The sequence below is a fragment of the Verrucosispora sp. WMMD1129 genome (assembly GCF_029581255.1).
GTDB classification, from domain to species: domain Bacteria; phylum Actinomycetota; class Actinomycetes; order Mycobacteriales; family Micromonosporaceae; genus Micromonospora; species Micromonospora sediminimaris.
In genome coordinates, this window is sequence record NZ_CP120741.1 from 2,725,537 (window position 1) to 2,742,867 (window position 17,331).

Sequence of the window (17,331 nt, forward strand, 5' to 3'; positions counted from 1 at the left end):
TCCACTCCCGAGCGTCACCGGCGGCGGTCCAGCAGCAACACGTCGACGGTGGAGCCGGCGGCGGCGGCGGTCACCCGCTCGCCGAGAACGAGAAGTCCGTTCGCCTCTGCCAGGCCGGAGAGCGTGAACGGGCCGCCATTGAGCGGCTGAACAGTGTAACCCCCACCACGCCGCTCAGCGACGTGCGCGGGCCGGAACTCGCGTAGCCCGGCCGGCGAGGAGACGGTCTCCAGCAGGTGCGCCCGTACGCTGGGACGGAAGACCGGCTCGGCGCCGGCCAGCAGGTTGATCGCGGGCCGGGCCAGCACCTCGAAGCCGATCATCGCGGCCCCCGGGTCGCCGGGCAGACACACCACCGGCACCTCCTCGGCACCGACAGTGCCGAACCCGAGGGCGGTACCGGGATAGAGCGCCACGTCGGTGAAGGTGACCGGACCGGCGCGGCTGCCCTCCCGGCGCGACAGGATCCGACGGACCATGTCGCCCGGCCCGGTGCCGGTGCCGCCGGTCGTGATGATCAGGTCGGCCCGCAGGGTCTGGTCCTCCAGCAGCCCACGCAGCCCCTCCGGGTCGTCGTCACAGATGCCCACCCGGTAGGCCAGCGCCCCCACCTCCGCCGCCGCGGCGGTCAGGGCGTGTGAGTTGGCGTCCACGACCTGGCCGGGCTGGCTGGCCCGACCCACGTCGACAAGCTCGTCGCCGGTGGCCACGATCACCACCCGCGGGCTCGGACGCACCACCACATGGCCGATGCCGGTCGCGGCGAGCACCGCCACCAGGGCCGGCGAGACGTAGGTCCCGGAGCGGGCGAGCAGCGCGCCGGCGGCCACCTCCTCGCCCGTCCGACGGACCCCGTACCCCCGCTTCGGAACCCGGAAGATCTCCACCGCCGCCATGCCCTGGTCGGTCCACTCCACCGGGACGACCACGTCAGCGCCGATCGGCAACGGCGCCCCGGCCGCCACCGAGAAACACGAACCCGGGGTGAGTCGGACCGGCCGCCAGCTCGCCGCGCCGAGATCACCTACGACATTGAGCCGTACGGTGCGACCGCCCGGCCGACTCGACTGGGCCGGGACGTACCCCACGCCCCGGCCCCCGCCCGAGATGTCCTCCCAGCGCGCGGCGTACCCGTCGACGGCCGCCTGGTCGAAGGCCGGGAACGAGTGCGGGGCAACGACGTCCTCGGCGAGGACGTTGCCGTACGCCTGGGTGAGGTCGAGGTCGAGCGGAGGCAGCGCGCGCAACCTGCGCAGCACGCTGCCCAGGTAGTCGGCGAGCGGCGTCAACCCGTTTTCGGCCGCCTCGGCGTCGGCCGTCGCGGTCATGTATTCGGACCGCCCGACGCGTCGGAGTTGACGAACTCGGCCAGCCACTTGCGGAACTCGCTACCCAGGTCCTCGCGGTCGGCGGCGATCTGGACCACGGTCTGCAGGTAGCCCAGCGGCATGCCGGTGTCGTAACGGATGCCGCGGTAGACGATCGCGTGCACCGGTGTGCCCTCGGTACGCAGGATCTCCATTGCATCGGTCAGTTGGATCTCACCGCCGCTGCCGGGCTGCGTCCGCCGGATGGCGTCGAAGATCTTGCCGGGCAGCACGTACCGGCCGAGCACGGCGAGGTTGCTCGGCGCGTCCTCCGGCTTCGGCTTCTCCACCATGCCGGTCACCTTCACGACCTCACCGATGTCGGTCAGCTCGGCCTCGGCCGGCTCGACGGAGGCGATCCCGTACCGCTTCGTCTCCGCCGGGTCGACCTCGAAGAAGGCGAGCACCACCCCGCCCGTACGCGCCTGGAGTTCCAGCATCGCGGGCAGCAGCGGCTCGCTGAGGTTTACGAACTCGTCGCCGAGCAGCACCGCGAAGGGCTCGTCGCCGACGTGCGACTCGGCGTACCCGACGGCGTGCCCGAGACCCAACTGCTCCGGCTGGCGGCAGGTGTAGATGGACGCCAGTTCCTCGGTGCGCTTGACGGCGGCGAGCAGGTCGGGCTTTTCCGCGAGCCGTTCCTCCAGGTCGGGGCGACGGTCGAAATGGTCCACCATCGACGTCTTGCCTCGGCCGGTGATCAGCAGCACGTCACCGATGCCGGCCTGGGCGGCTTCTTCGACGATGTACTGCAACACCGGACGGTCGACCACCGGCAGCAGTTCCTTGGGCACGGCCTTGGTGGCCGGCAGGAACCGGGTGGCCAGGCCGGCGGCCGGGATTACGGCCTTGACGGCACGGGGACGGCCGGTGGCGGTGGCCGCTGAGGGGTTCGCTGAGTGCTCCGACATGTCGCGAGACTATCGGCCATGGCCCTGCCTCGGCGGGTGAGGACCAGAAGACGCGCCGCCCGCCGGACCGGTTCTGCCGGTGCCGATGACCCCCCGGTCCGGCCGGCGGAGCGCCGGTGACCGGCCCCGCCCCGACCGATCTCAGGCCCAGCCGACGGATCGTCGCCGACAGGTGCGGGCCCGGCCCGAGTAACCGACGCCGACAGGTCCGGGCCCAGCCCGACGATCGTCGCCGGCAGGTCAGGACCCGGTCGACGGGTCGCTGGCGGCGACCGGCATGTCGGGCCCCGCCCGGGGCAGTCCGTCGACGGGGCTGCGGGCCGCCGCCGGCACCGGTACCTCACGGGTCGGCGACGGCTCCCGGGCCGGTGCCAGTCGCCAGGTGTCCCGGCTGGCGGTCTTCGCGGCGTACAGCGCCTCGTCCGCCGCCGCCAACACCTGCGGGCCGGTGTCGGCGTGATCGGGGAAGACGCCGATGCCGATGGAGACGGTCACCGGGATCAATTCGCGGACACCGGCGTGCCCCACCGCCGTCACCGGGGTGTCCCGCACGGCCGCGCCGAGCCGTTCGGCGACGATTGTCGCGCCCCGGGCGTCGGTCTCCGGCAGCAGCACCACGAACTCCTCGCCGCCCCGGCGGAAGGCCAGGTCCACCTCGCGGATCTCACCGCGTACCCGCCGGGCGAACTCGGCAAGCACGGTGTCCCCGGCCGCGTGCCCGTACGTGTCGTTGACCCTCTTGAACCGGTCCAGGTCGAGGGCGAGCACGCTGACCATTCGGCCGAACCGGCTGGCCCGTTCCACTTCCCGGCGCAGCGACTCCCGCAGGTACCGGTAGTTCCACAACCCGGTCAACGGATCGGTGAGCGACAGTCGTTGCGCCTCCTCGTGTACGCGTACGTTGTCCACGGCGACCGCCGCGTGCCGGGCGAAGGTGCGCAGGGTGGTCAGGTCGTCGTCGTCGAACTCCTCCCCGCCCAGGCGGTCGTAGAGGGCCAGCACACCCAGCACCACCTCCGCCGGTCGATCCGGCGCGTCGGCCACCGGGGCCACACCCGGTGCGTCGCCGGTCGCGTCGGGGGCGGCGAACGGCACCGCGATGTACGTCCGGCAGCGCGGCTCGTCCGGTGCGACGCCTGTCGATTCCAGCCGACCCCGCCGGGGCTGACCGGTCGCGGCGACCGCGCCGACCACCCCGCTGCCCAGCGGCACCCGCATCGGCGCGGCACCGGGCCCACTGTCGTCGAGTCCGGCGCTGCACCGGGCGACGAGTTGCTCACCCTGCTCGGTGAGCAGGACGGCACCGGCCCGGGCCCCGGTCGCGGCGAGCGCGCTGTGCAGGATCACCCGCAGGATCCGGGGCAGGTCATGGGTGCTGGCCAGGGTGTCGCCGAGTACGGCAAGGTGGCCGCGCAGCTGGTCCCGACTGCTGGCCAACGCCGCCAGGTAGCCACCCGTCTCGCGGGTCATCCGATTGAAGGCGACGGCCAGCCGACCGATCTCGTCGCCGCTGCGTACCGGCACCCGGGCGGTGAGATCGCCGGTGGCGACCCGGTCCGCCGCACCGGCCAGTTCCACAAGCGGCCGGGTGGTGACCCGGGCCAGCCGCCAGGCCACGGCCACCCCCAGCAGGGCAGCCATCAGCACCACGGTGACCAGCACCGCGTGCAGGCCGGGCGGCTGGTCACTGGGCACCGAGAGCACCAGGGGCAGCGGCTGCCCCACGGTCGGGCCAGCACGGCGCACGTACCGACCGTCGGTGGTGCCGGTGACCTGCTCGTCGCGCAGGGAGGCCGCAGCGGCGAGCACCGCGTCCCGACCGGTGCCGGACTCGGTGGTGTGGGCCACCTGGATGGGGGCGAGCCCGTCGAGCAGGGTCACCGCCACCCCGGTCGCCGCAGCGAGCCGCGCGACGAAGGCTGGATCGATCGGGAGGGCGGCGGCGACCGTACCCAGTGCCGAGCCGGCGGCGTCACGCAGCTGCACCCGCGCCACGAGGGCGCTCACCGGGCCGCCGGGCGCGGCGCGCGCCGTGCAGTCCCGCCAGGGGGCCGGGGGCGGGTCGGGGGTGGCGTAGCTGACCCGGCCGGTCACGTCGGTGACGAGCACCGCGGCGGCCAGGCCACGACTCACCACCTGAGCAGCGGTTCCGGCGTGGTCGGCGGTGACGGCGACCGCGTCGGCGGCGGCGCGTAGCTGCTGGCAGAGGGCGTCGATCGAGGTACGGACGGCCGTTGCGGCCACCGCCAGCCGCTCGGTGGCACGGCTGCGGTCGACCGCCGCTACGGTGGAGGCGACGAAGACGGCACCGAGCAGGACCGGGCCGAGCGCCACCGCCAGGAAGGCTGCGGTCAACCGCCCGCGTAGCGTCAACGCTTCCCCTTCCCCCCGGAAGTTGCGCGACCGATACCTGCGATGCTGACACAGAGCGACGACGGGACGAGCGTTGCGTGAGGAGTGTTGCGTGCCGGAATTTGCTGAAGGAGCGGAAGTGGCGCATGACGCGAAGCGCGTCGCGCGAGTCGGGCTGCTCGCGCAACGTCGTGCCCGCACCGAAGACGAGCGCGCCGCCGCTGCGGCGCGCGTCCAGGCCGAGCTGACCTTCCTGGTACGCCGGCTGCGGCCGGGCCGGGTGGCCGCGTACGCCCCGGTCGGTGCGGAACCGGGTGGGCCGGACCTGCCGACGCTGCTCGCCGACGCGTTGCCCGCCGGGGCGGATCTGCTGCTGCCGGTGCTCCGCGACGATCTCGACCTGGACTGGGCCGCCTGGGACGGGCCACAGGCGATGGTCGCCGCCGGGCGGGGCATCCGCGAGCCGGTCGGGCGCCGGCTGGGCGTCGCGGCCGTCGCCACCGCCGACCTGGTGGTGGTGCCGGCGCTGGCGGTGGACCGACGGGGGGTCCGCCTGGGTCGCGGCGGCGGGTCGTACGACCGCGCCCTGGCGCGGGTGCCGGCGACCGCCCTCACGGTGACGCCGCTGTACGACGGCGAGCTGCTTGCCGAGGTGCCGGCCGAGCCGCACGACCTGCCGGTACGGGCGGTGGTCACGCCGACCCACGGCCTGCTGACCCTCTCGGGTGTCGTGCCCCACACTTCCGCTGGACGAATCGGGGGGCGATGACGCACCATTGGCACTCGAATACGTCGAGTGCCAATCGGCCGTGCCAGATCCGGAGGAGAACGTGCCCACGTACCAGTACGCCTGCACCGCGTGCGGTCACCAGCTCGAGGCGGTGCAGTCCTTCTCTGACGAGCCGCTGACCGACTGCCCGGCGTGCGAGGGACGACTGCGCAAGCTGTTCAACTCGGTCGGCATCGTCTTCAAGGGCTCGGGTTTCTACCGCACCGACTCCCGCTCCTCGGCCTCGGAGACCACGTCGAACGGGTCCAGCGGCAAGTCGGAGTCGTCGTCCTCCGGCTCGGATTCGTCGAACGGTTCCGGCTCGTCCGGTTCCACCACGTCCAACGGCGGCTCGTCCGGTGCCGGCAGCGGGTCGTCCGGGGGTTCGTCGGGAGGATCCTCCGGCGGCGCGAGCAAGCCGACCGCCACGGCCAGTTCCTCCTGACCGGTCACCGGTGCCAGGCCGGCCGGGACGGGCGCTCACGGCCTCTTCGCCGCCCTGCACCGGGCCGGCCTGCGGCGTCAGCCTTCCCGGTGCGAGCGGCTGGCCCGGGCTCAGTCCCAGTGTGGCGGGCGCTCGGCGAGCAGCCAGTCGTCGTGGCCGCCGGCCCGCTCGCCCCACCCGTGGTCGGTGTCGTCCGCCGTCTGCTCCGGTAGCACCACGAAGTCGTCGGTCAACTCGACCGCACGATCGTCATCGCCCCGCCTATCGGGTTCGCGAGTGCTCACGAGCGGCAAGACTAACGCAGCTGCGGCGCTGGAGAATCCCGAGCAACTTCGGCGATGGTGCTGGGTCTCGCTCGCGGGAGGCAGCACCATCGCCGAAGTTGTCCGAGCCAACCGCTACGGGCGCGGCCTGACGGTGCGGCGATGAGGTGGTTGGTAGCGTCGGACGGCGTGACGATGCCCCGACCCGGTCCGGATCCGGACGATCCGTGGCGCCGACCCGACTCCGGCGACGGGCCGGTCTCCGACCCCAGGACCGCCCTGAGCCCGACCAGCGGCACTGACTCCGATGGCGGCGGTGACCTGACCGGTGCCACCAACCCACCTCACACCTCGGCCCCGGGCACCCCAGGCCCGAGTGGCGGACCGAGCCGCAGCGACACCCCAGGCCCGCGCCCTGGGCAGGTTGCCTCGGGCGGAGCGGGCGGCTACACCGGGCCGCCACCCACCACCGCGCCGCCGCCCGGTTGGCGGCCCCCGGTGCACCTGCAAGCGGCACCGCCCCGCCAACTACCGGCCCAGGACATGGTCAGCCTGGACGCGCAGGAGCAGCGGGCGCAGCGGGTCACCTGGGCCGTCGGCGCGGTCGCCGGAGCCGTCCTGGTGGTGCTGACCTGTCTGCTCTGCACTCGGCTGCTGTTCTGACCAGTCACCGGGGCCACGTGCTCGTAACGGCCGTGGACGGCCTACTCGTAGGTGTTGCCCCAGACCATCTCGGAACCGGAGTGACCGGTGAGCCAGACGTAGACGAGCGCGGCGACGCCCAGGCCCAGCACCACGACCGACAGCACCGCAGTCACCCAGCCGGGCAGCTTCGGCACCCGGGGGTGGTTGCTGGTGGCGACCAGCAGCAGGATGACCGCCAGGCCGAGCCCCAACGTCACGCGGAACAGCACTTCGCCGTGCGCCGCGTGCTCGTTGATCTTGTCGAGGATCTCGCCGGAGAACCCCCGCTCGATCTGCCGGGCCTGTAGCGCCTCACCGGATCTCGTGGCGACCCACGCGGTGATCGGGGCGACCACCGCCAGGGCCGCCACCGCCCAGTCCAGCCGGGCGCGGAACCGGGGCAGCACGATGTACGCGAGGGCGAGCAGCACCAGCAGCGGCACGAACACGACGACCGCGTGCACCACCAGTACGTGTAGGGGCAGGCCCAGCGCCTTCTCGAACATCGGCACCTCCGAAGGTGATCGTGGGTGTCAGCGTACGGGCCCATGCTTGATCCGCCCAACGCCCTGTTGCTCCACACGCAGGCCCGACCCGACGGGTTCAGGTCGGTCGGCGTGGCACCCTTGACTGGTGGATACCGTCGACGTCGGCCTGTTCGGTCCCGGTTCGGTCACCTGGAAGCTGCACCAGGAGCCCATCCTGTTCGTCGCCGGTCTGCGTTCCCTCTACCTTCAGGCGTTGCATCCACGGGCGATGGCCGGAGTGGCGCAGAACAGCAACTACCGTCAGGACGCCTGGGGACGTCTGATCCGCACCGCCGACTACGTGGGCACCATCGTCTACGGCACCACCGACGAGGCGGAGCGGGCCGGACGGCGGCTACGTCGACTGCACGCCCGGATGACCGCGGTCGATCCAGCCACCGGCGAGCGGTTCCGGATCGACGAGCCGGAGCTGCTCCGCTGGGTGCACGTCACCGAGGTGGAGTCGTTCCTCGACACCGCGCGGCGGGCCGGCGTACCGCTGGACGCCGACGAGGTGGACCGCTACTACACCGAGCAGCGACGGGCCGCCGCGCTCGTCGGGCTGGCGCCCGAGACCGTGCCCGGCACCGCCGCCGAAGTGGCTGACTACTACCAGCGGATCCGACCCGAGCTGCGGATGACCCGCGAGGCCGCCGAGACCGCCCTGTTCCTGACCGCTCCACCCCTGCCGTGGAAGCTCAGCCTGCCGGCCCGGATCGGATTGAATTTCGGCCCGCCCCGGTGGGCGTACCTGGGCATCGCCGGCACGGCGCTCGCCCTGCTGCCGCCGTGGGCCCGGCGGCTGTACGGCGGACTGGGCCTGCCGACCACCGCGCTGTCGGCCGACGTGACCGTACGCGCGCTGCGGCTCGCTCTCACCGCCCTGCCCCGCGACTGGCGGGAGGGGCCCATGCAGCGCGCGGCAAAGGAACGCGCGGCGCGACTCATCGCCGCCTCCAGCACCACCTGAGCCACCGCCACGTTGCCTTCATCCGATCGTCCACCGCCGCTACGGGTCAGTCTTCCTCGGTTGCCGGCCCGGCGAAGCGTTCCACGGCGGCCCACGGCTCCTTGCCGGGTAGGGCGGCACCCGTCGGGCACGTGCGCCGATAGTCGCACCAGGCGCAGCGCGGGCCGGGGGCGGTCGGAAAGGCGTCGTCCGGATCAGCGCCGTCGGCGACGGACCGTTCGGCGGCCATGATGTCGCGGGCGGTCTCCTCAGCGCGGGTCACCTGCCGCGCCAGCGACTCGACACTGTGCTCGTGTGCGGCGACGGTGCCGCTCGGCAGGTGGTGCAACTCGACCCGACGGCAGGGTCGACGGAACACCCGCTCGGCCGCGTACGCGTACAGCGCGAGCGCCTGCGAGCCGCGCGCGTCGTCGCCGTCCAGCCCGGCGCGGCCGGTCTTGTAGTCGACGATGACCAGCTCGGGCCCGTGCGGGCCGGGCCGCGAGTCGATCCGGTCGGCGCGGCCGTTGAAGGCGAGCACCCCGGTCTTCACCGCCACCACCCGTTCCACCCCGATCGGCTCGTCGGCCGGATCGAGCCCACCAACGTACGCCTCCAGCCAGCCGAGCGCCCGCCGGTAGGCCGCACGCTCCTGCTCGTCGTCGCGGTAGCCCTCGCGTACCCAGGTGCCCTTGAGCAGGGTCGGCAGCGCCTCCGGACGGCGTCGGTCAGCGGGCAGCGCATACCAGTTCTTCAGGGCGGTGTGCACGCTGGCGCCGAGCGAGTTGTGCGCCCAGGGCGGCCCCTTCGGCGGTGCCGGACGATCAACGTAGGAGTAGCGGTATCGCCGTGGACAGTCGGCGTACGCACCGAGGCGGCTCGGCGTGCAGACGAACAGTCGCTCCGGCATGCCCTCGAAGCCGAGTTGCTCGGGCTGCGCGTCACGGGGCCGGGGCGCGCGGCCACCGGCGGCGGGTCGTCCGGCTGGAGAGGCTCGTCGCACGACCTGATCCTGCCATCCACCCCCGACAGACCGGGTGGGCCGGTCAGCCGCCGCCGTTGTACTGGGCCACGAACGCCGCGATCGCGTCCGCGATGAGCTGTACGGCGATCGCCGCCAGCAGCAGGCCGGCGATCCGGGTGAGCACCTCGATCCCGCCCGGACGCAGCACCTTCACGATGCCGCCGGAGAATCGCAGCACGATCCAGACCGTGAGCATCACCGCGACGATGGCGGCGGCGATCGCGGCGAAGTCGCCCGCCCCGTCGGCCCGCTGCACGAAGAGCATCGTCGCCACGATCGCGCCGGGCCCGGCCAGCAGCGGCGTACCCAGCGGCACCAGGGCGATATTGGCGGTGGCCTGTTTGGTCGGGTCGTCGGTCTTGCCGGTCAGCAGTTCCAGCGCCACCAGGATCAGCAGCAGCCCACCGGCCGCCTGCAACGCCGGCAGGTCGACGTGCAGGTAGGCGAGCAGGGTCTGACCCGCCACCGCGAAGATCACAATCACGCCCAGCGCCAGCGCGACCGCCTGCCAGGCGGCCCGGTTGCGCTCCCGCGCGGACAGCGGGCCGGTCAACGCCAGGAATATCGGCATCATGCCGGGCGGGTCGACGATCACCAGCAGGGTCACGAAGACCTCGCCGAAGAGCTTGAGATCCACCCGGTCACCGTAGCCGTGCCGGTCGGCGTCGAAACCCAGGTCAGCCCGAAGCGACCTCAGTCACCCCGGAGGCGGCGGCAACGATCCGTTCGTACGCGTCGACGCCGGTGGTGAAGGCGCCGAGCCGGACCGTCTTGTGACTGCCGTGGAAGTCCGATGAACCGGTCACCAGCAGGCCCAGTTCGGCGGCGAGACCGCGTACGTGGGCCCGCTCGGCGGGTGATTGGTCCTCGTGGTCGGCCTCCAGGCCGACCAGCCCCGCCGCCGCCAGCTCGGCGATCAGCTCGTCCGGCACGAGCCGGCCGCGTCGACTGGCCCGGGGGTGGGCGAACACCGCCACGCCGCCGGCCGCCCGGATCAGCCGTACGGCCCGAAAAACGTCGATGTCCTCCTTGGGCAGCCGGTACCGTTCCCCCAGCCACTCCGGCCCGAACGCCTCAGTGGTGGTGGCGACCAGACCGGCCCGGATGAGCGCCTGGGCGATGTGCGGCCGACCCACCGTCCCGCCGCCGGCCAGGGCCAGGATCTCCGGCCAGTCCACATCGATGCCGTCAGCACGCAGCAGGTCCACCATCCGCTCTCCCCGGGCCAGCCGCGCTGCCCGCACCCGGGTCAGCTCGGCGACCAGTTCCGGGTGCTCCGGATCGAAGAGGTACGCCAGCAGGTGCAGCGGCACCGGGGGCTGCTCGCCGTCCCATCGGCAGGAAAGCTCCGCGCCACGGACCAGCCGCAGCCCGGGTGGCAGGGCACGCAGCGCCGGCTCCCAGCCGTCGGTGGTGTCATGGTCCGTGATCGCCACCACGTCCAGTCCCGCCGCGGCGGCGGCACGCATCAACTCGGCCGGGTCGAGCGTGCCGTCGCTGGCCGTGGAGTGCGTGTGCAGGTCGATCCGCGAGGTCATCGCCCGCCGTCACCGGATGCCCGGTCAGCCACCGCTCACCACCACCGGTAGCTCACCGGCGGGGAGGCCGGGCAGGGCGGTCGGCACGGCGGGACGGCCTTCGGTGACCCGGTCGACGGCCACCCGCACCAGGCCACCGGCGGCGTCGGCGTAGTAGGCCGTGTCGGGCGTACTCCAGACCACGGTGCCGGTCATCGGCGGCCCGGCGGGCCGTACCCCGGTGGACGTGTCGAGCCTGGTCAGGTCCACCAGCAGCGCCGAGTCCTCACCTGCCGACCGACCGTTGACCAGCAGCCAGCGCCCGTCCGGCGACACCGCACCCCGGCCGTCGCCGGCCGACTCCGGCCCACAGTCCGGCTGGCCGGTCCCGAGATCCCGGGCCGGGTCGAGCAGGATCAGGCAGGCGGTTGGCCCGGCGCCCGGGGTGATCTCGCCGACCAGGCGGCCGTCGGGCAGCGCACCGAAGATGTGGGTGCTGGCCCGGTCAGCGCCCTGGACCAGTGGGCCGGGCCGCAGTGGCCACAGCACGTGGCCGGGGCGGTCGGGCGCCAGCCTGACCAGCACGGCGCCGTTGACGAACCGCAGCGGCACCGCCTCGGCCGGCGCCTCGGCCCGTACGGTGGTGGCGAGTTCACCGTTGACGATCCCGGCGGCCGCCAGCACCGTGCCCTGTTTCCAGGCGACCTGCCGGCCGTCTGCGTCCAGGACGATCTCGTCGGCACCGGCCAGCAGCACCTGCGCGCTGCCGTCCGCAGCCACCGCCCACAGGAACCGCCCGGCCAAGGTCGGTGCCCCGACGGCCAACCAGCCACGGCCGTCGGTGAGTCGATGTGCCCGTTCCACCTCGCCGGTGCCGAGCAGCGCCACCCGCCGGCCCTGCGCGGTGGCGATCGATCCGTCAATCAGCAGGTCGACCTCGGCGAGCGGGGGCGCGGTGTCCGGCCCGGGCGGCGGGATGGTGCGATCGACGAGCGGCCGTTGATCCGGGTCTCCGATCACCACCGTGCCGCCGGTCGGCGGCCGGTTGTCGCGCAGCTGCAGGCTGCCCGCGCTGACCGCAACGATCGCCAGCACGGCCAGGCCCACGCCGGCCATGGTCCGGCGGCGCTGAATCCGGTTGGCCCGTCGGATCGCCGCACCGGCTGGATCGGCGGCGACCGCACGCGTTACGGCTGCCCGCCGGGACATCATCTCCCGGAGGGCACCTTCCAGGTCATTGGGCGGCACGTCCAATGAACGATCCGGGAACCGGCTCTGGTTGTCATGAGCTGGTGGTTTGCGCTTCACCGTCGCTCTCCGACAAGCGCCGTTCCGGGCCGGCCGGCACCCTCCGGTTGCGGATTTCCGGCGCCGGTCCGGTTGCCCGGCTGCTCGACCCGCCCCACCGTTCCGGTCGGCTGCGCAGCCTGCGCCGACCTGCCGGTCGGCTGCGCGGTTGTCTCCGACCTACCGGTCGGCCGCGCCGTCGACTCCGAACTGCCGATCGGCTGCTCGGCTCGCTCCGGCCTGCCCGCGCGGAAGCCGAAGGTTTCCTCAGCGCCGATCCGTCGACGCAGGGTGGCCAGTGCCCGGGAGGTCTGACTCTTCACGGTGCCCGGCGAGATCTCCAGCATGGCGGCGGTTTGCGCCTCCGACATGTCCTCGTAGAAACGCAGCACCAGCACCGCACGCTGCCGGGCGGGCAGCGCCCGCAGGTGCCGCCAGAGCACGTCCCGGTCCAGTTGGCGTTCGATCTCGTCGGTGGCGGCCTGTTCGGGCAGCACCTCGGTCGGACGCTCACCGTGCCAGCGACGCCGCCACCAACTCGTCGAGGTGTTGACCATGACACGTCGGGCATAGGGCTCGATTGCCTCGATCCCGCCCAGCCGCTTCCACGCCAGGTACGTCTTGGTCAGTGCGGTCTGGAGAAGATCCTCCGCCGTGCCCCAGTCCCCGGTGAGCAGGTACGCGGTACGCAGCAGGGCGCCGGAACGGGCCGCGACGAAGTCGCGAAACTCCTCCTCCAGCGGGTTGCTGCTGGCCACACGCCACCTCCGTGCCTGATCCTGCCGCAGCCTGCCACAGCGTGACCAGCGGGTCGAGGACGGAAGGTGCGCAATATCTCCGATGTTCGGTCAGGAAGTTTCAGGCGCCGTCGTCGGCCTTCGCCTCGTCCTGCTCCTTGCCCAACCGGGCCTCGACTGCCTGCGGCTCGTACATCTCCTCGACGACGCGCAGATAGAGCTCGTTGGGGTTGGGCAGGTTCTTGACCTCGCGTAGCGCCTGCTCCTGACCGGCGGACTCCAGCACGAAGGTGCCGTAGTTGAGTGCCCGACCCGCTGGCGTCTGCTCGTACTTCATGTCGGTCACCCGGACCAGCGGCATCATCGCCACTCGCCGGGTGATGATCCCGTTGACCACCATGACCCGTTTGTTGGTCAGGATGAAGCGGTCGTACCACCAGTCGGCGACCCGCCACGCCACCCAGCCCATCACCGCGAACCAGAGCAGCACCGCGATCGTGGTGAGCGCGCCGACGTCCTGACCGGCGAGGAAGCCGGAGAGGTAGCCGAGCACGAAGGTGGCGGCGATGCCGACGATGATCGGGGTGACGAGGTGGACCCAGTGCCGCTTCCACTCGCCCCGGTACCGCTCGGTCGGGAACAGGTATCGCGCGACAAGCGAGCTGGGCTCGTCCTCCAGCGGCAACACCCGGCGGGGGGTGGCACCGCTGGCGTCGGCGCGCAGTCCGGCCAGCTCCTCCTCGGAGATCTCCGGAGGCAGATAACCGGCCTCCGGATCGCGCACCCAGGCCCGACCCGACCGCCCCTCGCCGGCGTACCCCGGACCGTCGCCATAGCCGGCGTCGTCGGAGAAGGACGGACCGTCGGAGAGGCGAGGGCCGGAGCCGTAGCCCGGCCCCTCGTCCGGATCGATTCGGGGGATCGGCTCTGTGTCGCGTTCCCGGCGGGCCCGGTCGGGGTCGTCGGGATCGAAGGGTGGGCCGGAGGGGCTTCCCATCGGAGGCTAAGCGACCAGTGAGGTGAAGAAGTCGCCGAAGCCTTGGGCGATGTCCATGATGCCGCCACCCAGCGACTTGAACACGTCCGCGGCGGAATTTGGCCGGTAGGCGACGAAGAAGATCAAGAATGCGATTCCGGCCCAGGTGAGGACCTTCTTGACCATGGCGGGCCATCCTCTCGCGCGGCGCCGGGTCCCATTACCGCAGCGGCACCCAGAGTATCAGCGTGGTGTCTTACCGTGAATATCTACGTCCGTTCTCCGACATTCCGGGAGACTTGTCAAGCCTTCCCGTGCAGGTACGGAGATGGGGCGCCGTACACGAGCTCGGGCGGCGTCCACTCGACCAGGTCGTGCAGCAGCACGTCCTCCGCGAGCAGATGCCCCGCACTCGCCGGCCAGGCTATCGCATAGAGCCACATTCCCCGAGCCTCGCCGGCGTACGCGCTTCGATCCGGCAGTGAGTTCACCAACCACAGTGGAGTCGGGTGGCCGGCCACCCTGATCCCGGCGCGTCCGACATGGCCGGGGTGCCCCGGGCCCGGGTCGGTAAGCGCCTCGGCCAGTTCCGGTCCGGCATCCGGGCCAGGCACCCCGGCGTATCGCGTGCCCAGTCCCACACCGGGCTCCTCGGCCACGAAGACCAGGTCCGCCGGCCCACCGCCCAACGGGGCGGGCCCGGCGCAGGCGACCGCCGTGGCGCGCACTCCGAGCCGGTCGTCGCCGGCCCACGCCACGCCCGTGGTGGTCCAACCCGGAGGCAGCGGCCACGGACACCACAGCGGAACCGAAGGCTGCTGCGGCTGGGCGGCGGCCTGGATGTGTTCCACCACGCTGGCCACGATCTCGGCACCGATGTGCTCGGGCACGTGCAGGGGAGCCACCGGTCCGCAGTCGGGGCAGCGGGATTCCGGATGCATGAGATCCGGCGCCCGGACCGACCCGCCGCATCTGGGACAACTCACCGCAACCGTCACCACTCCACCGTCACCCGCTGGCCGCCACCCGTCAAGCCGAGCGCCCGCATTGCCCCCACCCCACCGGCCCCCACCTCACGCATCGCCGCTCGATCATGAGGTTGTTTCCCTCCCCTCGGCGTGTCGCGCCAACAACTTCATGATCGACCGCAGTTGAGGTGGGGTGGGTGGGCTGCTAGGTGGGAGGTGGGGTGGCGTGGGTGCGGATCCAGGTGTGCATGGCGATTCCGCTCGCCACCCCGGCGTTGATCGAGCGGGTCGAGCCGTACTGGGCGATGGAGAAGATCTCGTCGCACGCGGAGTGCGCGGCCGCGGAGAGCCCCGGACCCTCCTGACCGAACAGGAGGACGCACCGCCGCGGCAGCGTGGCGGTTTCCAGTGGACGACAGCCGGGCAGGTTGTCGATGCCGACCAGCGGCAGGCCGCGCTCCGCCGCCCAGACGATCAACTGATCGATCGTCTCGTGGTGGCGTACGTGCTGGTAGCGGTCGGTGACCATGGCGCCGCGGCGGTTCCAGCGCCGCCGGCCCACGATGTGCACCTCGGCCGCGAGAAACGCGTTGGCGTTGCGGACCACCGTCCCGATGTTCAGGTCGTGCTGCCAGTTCTCGATCGCCACGTGGAAGTCGTGCCGCCGCCGATCCAGGTCCGCGACGATCGCCTCGCGGCGCCAGTAGCGGTACTGGTCGACCACGTTGCGCCGATCCCCCGCGGCGAGCAGCTCCGGGTCGTAGCGGGGATCCTCCGGCAGGTCACCTGGCCAGGGACCCACGCCGACGTCGAGCTGCTCACCGGTCACGGTCACGCAGGTTACGCCCAGCAGCGCGGACACCACCCCGCCGCCCGGCCACCGAGCGACACATCGGTCAGCGCAGGGCCAGGGCGCCGCCGAGCCGGTCGAGGAAACGGCGGTCGGCGGGAGCCAGCGGGCCGCCGGGCAACGCCCGGGAGGCGGTACGACAGACGCGTGCGGCCACTGACTGCACCCATTGCCGGTAGGCCGCCGAATCGGCGGGATCGGCATGACGGTCCAGTACCCGCACGACGGCCCGGCAGGCGGCGAGCACGTCCAGCTCGGCGAGCTGGGCCGCCGGCGGGGATGGGCCGTCGTGCCGAGCGTAGATCGCGGCCACCACCGCCCGGACCAGATCACTGTCGAAGGCCCGCCCGGCCGCCACCGCGTCCAGTCCGGCCAGGCCAGCCGCCACGCCCCGGTGCGGACGCCCCGGGCCGGGCTGGGCAGCGGCCACGATCACCCGCCCGGGCAGACTGGTGAGCAGATCCCACTCGGTGGCGGAGTAGGCGGTGGCGGTGGTGATTCGCTCGCTCATGGCGGGACCTCCGGCGCCAGCATATGCGCCCGGACCGGGGGCCGAACGCCTACGCCGGGAACCCGCTGCGCCGCGCCGCCGTGCCCCCACCGGCCGCGAGTGACCGGGCGCGGCGAGCCCGGCCCTCTGCCGAAACCACCCGCGTACGGGTCAGCGGGGCTCGGGAAAGCTCGGCCGCTCGGGGTCGACACCGTCGGGTACGGCTGCCGCCGCGTACTCCCGTTTGGGGACCATCACCTTGCGCCGGAAGACGCAGACCAGCGTGCCGTCCTGGTTGTAGCCGCGAGTCTCCACCGCCACCACGCCACGATCCGGCTTGGAGGCGGACTCCCGCTTGTCCAGCACCGTGGTCTCGCCGTAGATCGTGTCGCCGTGAAAGGTGGGTGCGACGTGCCGCAGCGATTCGATCTCCAGGTTGGCGATGGCCTTGCCGCTGACGTCGGGCACCGACATGCCGAGCAGGAGGGAGTAGATGTAGTTGCCGACCACGACGTTGCGCTTGAACTGACTTGCCGTCTCGGCGTAGTGCGCGTCCATGTGCAGCGGATGGTGGTTCATGGTGAGCAGGCAGAACAGGTGGTCGTCGTACTCGGTGACCGTCTTGCCCGGCCAGTGCCGGTAGACCGCGCCGACCTCGAACTCCTCGTAGTAGCGGCCGAACTGCATCCTGGTCTCCTTCGACGGAGGCGGCGGAGTTCGGCACAGCATGCCTTATCGAGGGTTAAGGCGGGCCGCGGGGCGGGACAGGCATCGGAATGTCACACCAGCCGGCACCGGAAAGCTGTCTGATCAGCACGTGCGGGCGGGACTGGCGCGCGTCGACCGGGGCCGGACGCAATGAGCGGCGGGGCCCTCCCCGGCACCCGCCGCCCACGCTCTGATGCTTCAAGATTCTGCCGTACGTCCGTCCGGCCGCACAGAGACCGAGGTCACATTTATCTTTTTGTTACATTACTCTGAGTGACTGATCATCGGTCAAAAAGCGATCTCCGCAGGTCGAATCCCCGCTCGTCAGCGCCGAAGTTACCGCTTCGTACCCGGTCAGAGCGTTGATCTCATTGGAAACGCTCCCATTACGGGCGGTCACGCAAATGCGACATGCATGTGCGATCTGCGGACACCTTCCGAAGACCGACACCCATCGATGTGGACAAAGGCCCCACCCGGACTGCGACCAGGGTTACGGTGGCACCA

At 72.0% G+C, this 17,331-nt stretch carries 20 protein-coding genes and 1 pseudogene; 4 read left to right on the plus strand and 17 right to left on the minus strand.

Going from position 1 to position 17,331, the window contains the following annotated elements; genetic code table 11:
- Positions 1 to 14: 14 nt before the first annotated feature.
- From glp to O7624_RS12445, 3 genes are all read right to left on the minus strand, one after another.
- A complete protein-coding gene (gene glp, locus O7624_RS12435) occupies positions 15 to 1,328 on the minus strand; it encodes a gephyrin-like molybdotransferase Glp (protein ID WP_093408287.1) in 1,314 nt (437 codons plus the stop codon).
- Positions 1,325 to 2,278: a UTP--glucose-1-phosphate uridylyltransferase gene (locus O7624_RS12440; protein ID WP_282240107.1), complete on the minus strand. Its 954-nt coding sequence runs from the start codon at positions 2,276 to 2,278 to the stop codon at positions 1,325 to 1,327. Before O7624_RS12440 ends, glp begins: the two co-directional genes overlap by 4 nt.
- A 240-nt stretch (positions 2,279 to 2,518) precedes the next feature.
- Positions 2,519 to 4,651 (minus strand): diguanylate cyclase, encoded by a 2,133-nt coding sequence (locus O7624_RS12445; protein WP_282240108.1) that lies wholly within the window; start codon positions 4,649 to 4,651, stop codon positions 2,519 to 2,521.
- 91 nt (positions 4,652 to 4,742) lie between these two features.
- Between O7624_RS12445 and O7624_RS12450 the strand changes: the two genes are divergently transcribed.
- Positions 4,743 to 5,399, plus strand: a complete 657-nt coding sequence (locus O7624_RS12450) for a 5-formyltetrahydrofolate cyclo-ligase (protein WP_282240109.1) — start codon at positions 4,743 to 4,745, stop codon at positions 5,397 to 5,399.
- Positions 5,400 to 5,460: 61 nt separating this feature from the next.
- A pseudogene (locus O7624_RS12455) lies at positions 5,461 to 5,601 on the plus strand (FmdB family zinc ribbon protein); the annotation flags it as partial.
- A gap of 14 nt (positions 5,602 to 5,615) precedes the next feature.
- Here the strand turns inward: O7624_RS12455 and O7624_RS12460 are convergent.
- Both O7624_RS12460 and O7624_RS12465 read right to left on the minus strand, forming a co-directional pair.
- The gene (locus O7624_RS12460; protein WP_282240796.1) at positions 5,616 to 5,852 is read right to left on the minus strand and encodes a hypothetical protein; all 237 of its coding nucleotides are present in this window, start codon (positions 5,850 to 5,852) and stop codon (positions 5,616 to 5,618) included.
- A 102-nt stretch (positions 5,853 to 5,954) separates the two neighbouring features.
- Positions 5,955 to 6,128 carry a hypothetical protein gene (locus tag O7624_RS12465; RefSeq protein ID WP_282240110.1) on the minus strand — a complete coding sequence of 58 codons (174 nt, stop codon included), beginning with the start codon at positions 6,126 to 6,128 and terminating at the stop codon, positions 5,955 to 5,957.
- Positions 6,129 to 6,302: 174 nt separating this feature from the next.
- Between O7624_RS12465 and O7624_RS12470 the strand changes: the two genes are divergently transcribed.
- Positions 6,303 to 6,770: a hypothetical protein gene (locus O7624_RS12470; protein ID WP_282240614.1), complete on the plus strand. Its 468-nt coding sequence runs from the start codon at positions 6,303 to 6,305 to the stop codon at positions 6,768 to 6,770.
- A gap of 41 nt (positions 6,771 to 6,811) precedes the next feature.
- On the opposite strand, the gene O7624_RS12475 is transcribed toward O7624_RS12470, so the two are convergent.
- Complete coding sequence (locus tag O7624_RS12475; protein ID WP_282240615.1) at positions 6,812 to 7,297, minus strand: DUF2231 domain-containing protein; 486 nt, start codon at positions 7,295 to 7,297, stop codon at positions 6,812 to 6,814.
- Between the two features lie 127 nt (positions 7,298 to 7,424).
- Here O7624_RS12475 and O7624_RS12480 point away from each other — a divergent pair, with 127 nt between their 5' ends.
- A complete protein-coding gene (locus O7624_RS12480; protein ID WP_282240111.1) occupies positions 7,425 to 8,288 on the plus strand; it encodes an oxygenase MpaB family protein in 864 nt (287 codons plus the stop codon).
- A 46-nt stretch (positions 8,289 to 8,334) separates the two neighbouring features.
- Here O7624_RS12480 and O7624_RS12485 read toward each other — a convergent pair whose 3' ends face one another.
- The 11 genes from O7624_RS12485 to O7624_RS12535 all read right to left on the minus strand — a co-directional run bounded on the left by O7624_RS12485 (position 8,335) and on the right by O7624_RS12535 (position 16,803).
- Positions 8,335 to 9,270 (minus strand): PD-(D/E)XK nuclease family protein, encoded by a 936-nt coding sequence (locus tag O7624_RS12485; protein WP_282240112.1) that lies wholly within the window; start codon positions 9,268 to 9,270, stop codon positions 8,335 to 8,337.
- A gap of 43 nt (positions 9,271 to 9,313) precedes the next feature.
- Positions 9,314 to 9,928 (minus strand): MarC family protein, encoded by a 615-nt coding sequence (locus tag O7624_RS12490; RefSeq protein WP_093408305.1) that lies wholly within the window; start codon positions 9,926 to 9,928, stop codon positions 9,314 to 9,316.
- Positions 9,929 to 9,968: 40 nt separating this feature from the next.
- On the minus strand, positions 9,969 to 10,829 hold the full coding sequence (locus O7624_RS12495) for a PHP domain-containing protein (protein ID WP_282240113.1): 861 nt from the start codon (positions 10,827 to 10,829) through the stop codon (positions 9,969 to 9,971).
- A 24-nt stretch (positions 10,830 to 10,853) separates the two neighbouring features.
- Positions 10,854 to 12,056, minus strand: a complete 1,203-nt coding sequence (locus tag O7624_RS12500) for a hypothetical protein (RefSeq protein ID WP_282240114.1) — start codon at positions 12,054 to 12,056, stop codon at positions 10,854 to 10,856.
- A 56-nt stretch (positions 12,057 to 12,112) separates the two neighbouring features.
- Positions 12,113 to 12,853, minus strand: coding sequence for a SigE family RNA polymerase sigma factor (locus O7624_RS12505; RefSeq protein ID WP_282240115.1), 741 nt, complete (start codon positions 12,851 to 12,853; stop codon positions 12,113 to 12,115).
- A gap of 100 nt (positions 12,854 to 12,953) precedes the next feature.
- Positions 12,954 to 13,829, minus strand: coding sequence for a PH domain-containing protein (locus O7624_RS12510; protein WP_093408313.1), 876 nt, complete (start codon positions 13,827 to 13,829; stop codon positions 12,954 to 12,956).
- A gap of 6 nt (positions 13,830 to 13,835) precedes the next feature.
- A complete protein-coding gene (locus O7624_RS12515) occupies positions 13,836 to 13,994 on the minus strand; it encodes a hypothetical protein (RefSeq protein WP_007455302.1) in 159 nt (52 codons plus the stop codon).
- Between the two features lie 116 nt (positions 13,995 to 14,110).
- Positions 14,111 to 14,809 (minus strand): DUF6758 family protein, encoded by a 699-nt coding sequence (locus tag O7624_RS12520; RefSeq protein ID WP_348774982.1) that lies wholly within the window; start codon positions 14,807 to 14,809, stop codon positions 14,111 to 14,113.
- Between the two features lie 172 nt (positions 14,810 to 14,981).
- Positions 14,982 to 15,605: an RNA methyltransferase gene (locus tag O7624_RS12525; RefSeq protein ID WP_282240116.1), complete on the minus strand. Its 624-nt coding sequence runs from the start codon at positions 15,603 to 15,605 to the stop codon at positions 14,982 to 14,984.
- A 67-nt stretch (positions 15,606 to 15,672) separates the two neighbouring features.
- On the minus strand, positions 15,673 to 16,137 hold the full coding sequence (locus tag O7624_RS12530; RefSeq protein ID WP_282240117.1) for a hypothetical protein: 465 nt from the start codon (positions 16,135 to 16,137) through the stop codon (positions 15,673 to 15,675).
- Between the two features lie 150 nt (positions 16,138 to 16,287).
- Positions 16,288 to 16,803, minus strand: coding sequence for a MaoC family dehydratase (locus O7624_RS12535; RefSeq protein WP_093408321.1), 516 nt, complete (start codon positions 16,801 to 16,803; stop codon positions 16,288 to 16,290).
- Positions 16,804 to 17,331: the final 528 nt, after the last annotated feature.

Bases quoted from the DNA above. Each gene is read 5' to 3' on its own strand.
- glp (WP_093408287.1), bottom strand. From the start codon at position 1,328: ATGACCGCGACGGCCGACGCCGAGGCGGCCGAAAACGGGTTGACGCCG.
- O7624_RS12440 (WP_282240107.1), bottom strand. From the start codon at position 2,278: ATGTCGGAGCACTCAGCGAACCCCTCAGCGGCCACCGCCACCGGCCGT.
- O7624_RS12470 (WP_282240614.1), top strand. From the start codon at position 6,303: ATGCCCCGACCCGGTCCGGATCCGGACGATCCGTGGCGCCGACCCGAC.
- O7624_RS12475 (WP_282240615.1), bottom strand. From the start codon at position 7,297: ATGTTCGAGAAGGCGCTGGGCCTGCCCCTACACGTACTGGTGGTGCAC.
- O7624_RS12495 (WP_282240113.1), bottom strand. From the start codon at position 10,829: ATGACCTCGCGGATCGACCTGCACACGCACTCCACGGCCAGCGACGGC.
- O7624_RS12510 (WP_093408313.1), bottom strand. From the start codon at position 13,829: ATGGGAAGCCCCTCCGGCCCACCCTTCGATCCCGACGACCCCGACCGG.
- O7624_RS12515 (WP_007455302.1), bottom strand. From the start codon at position 13,994: ATGGTCAAGAAGGTCCTCACCTGGGCCGGAATCGCATTCTTGATCTTC.
- O7624_RS12530 (WP_282240117.1), bottom strand. From the start codon at position 16,137: ATGAGCGAGCGAATCACCACCGCCACCGCCTACTCCGCCACCGAGTGG.
- O7624_RS12535 (WP_093408321.1), bottom strand. From the start codon at position 16,803: ATGCAGTTCGGCCGCTACTACGAGGAGTTCGAGGTCGGCGCGGTCTAC.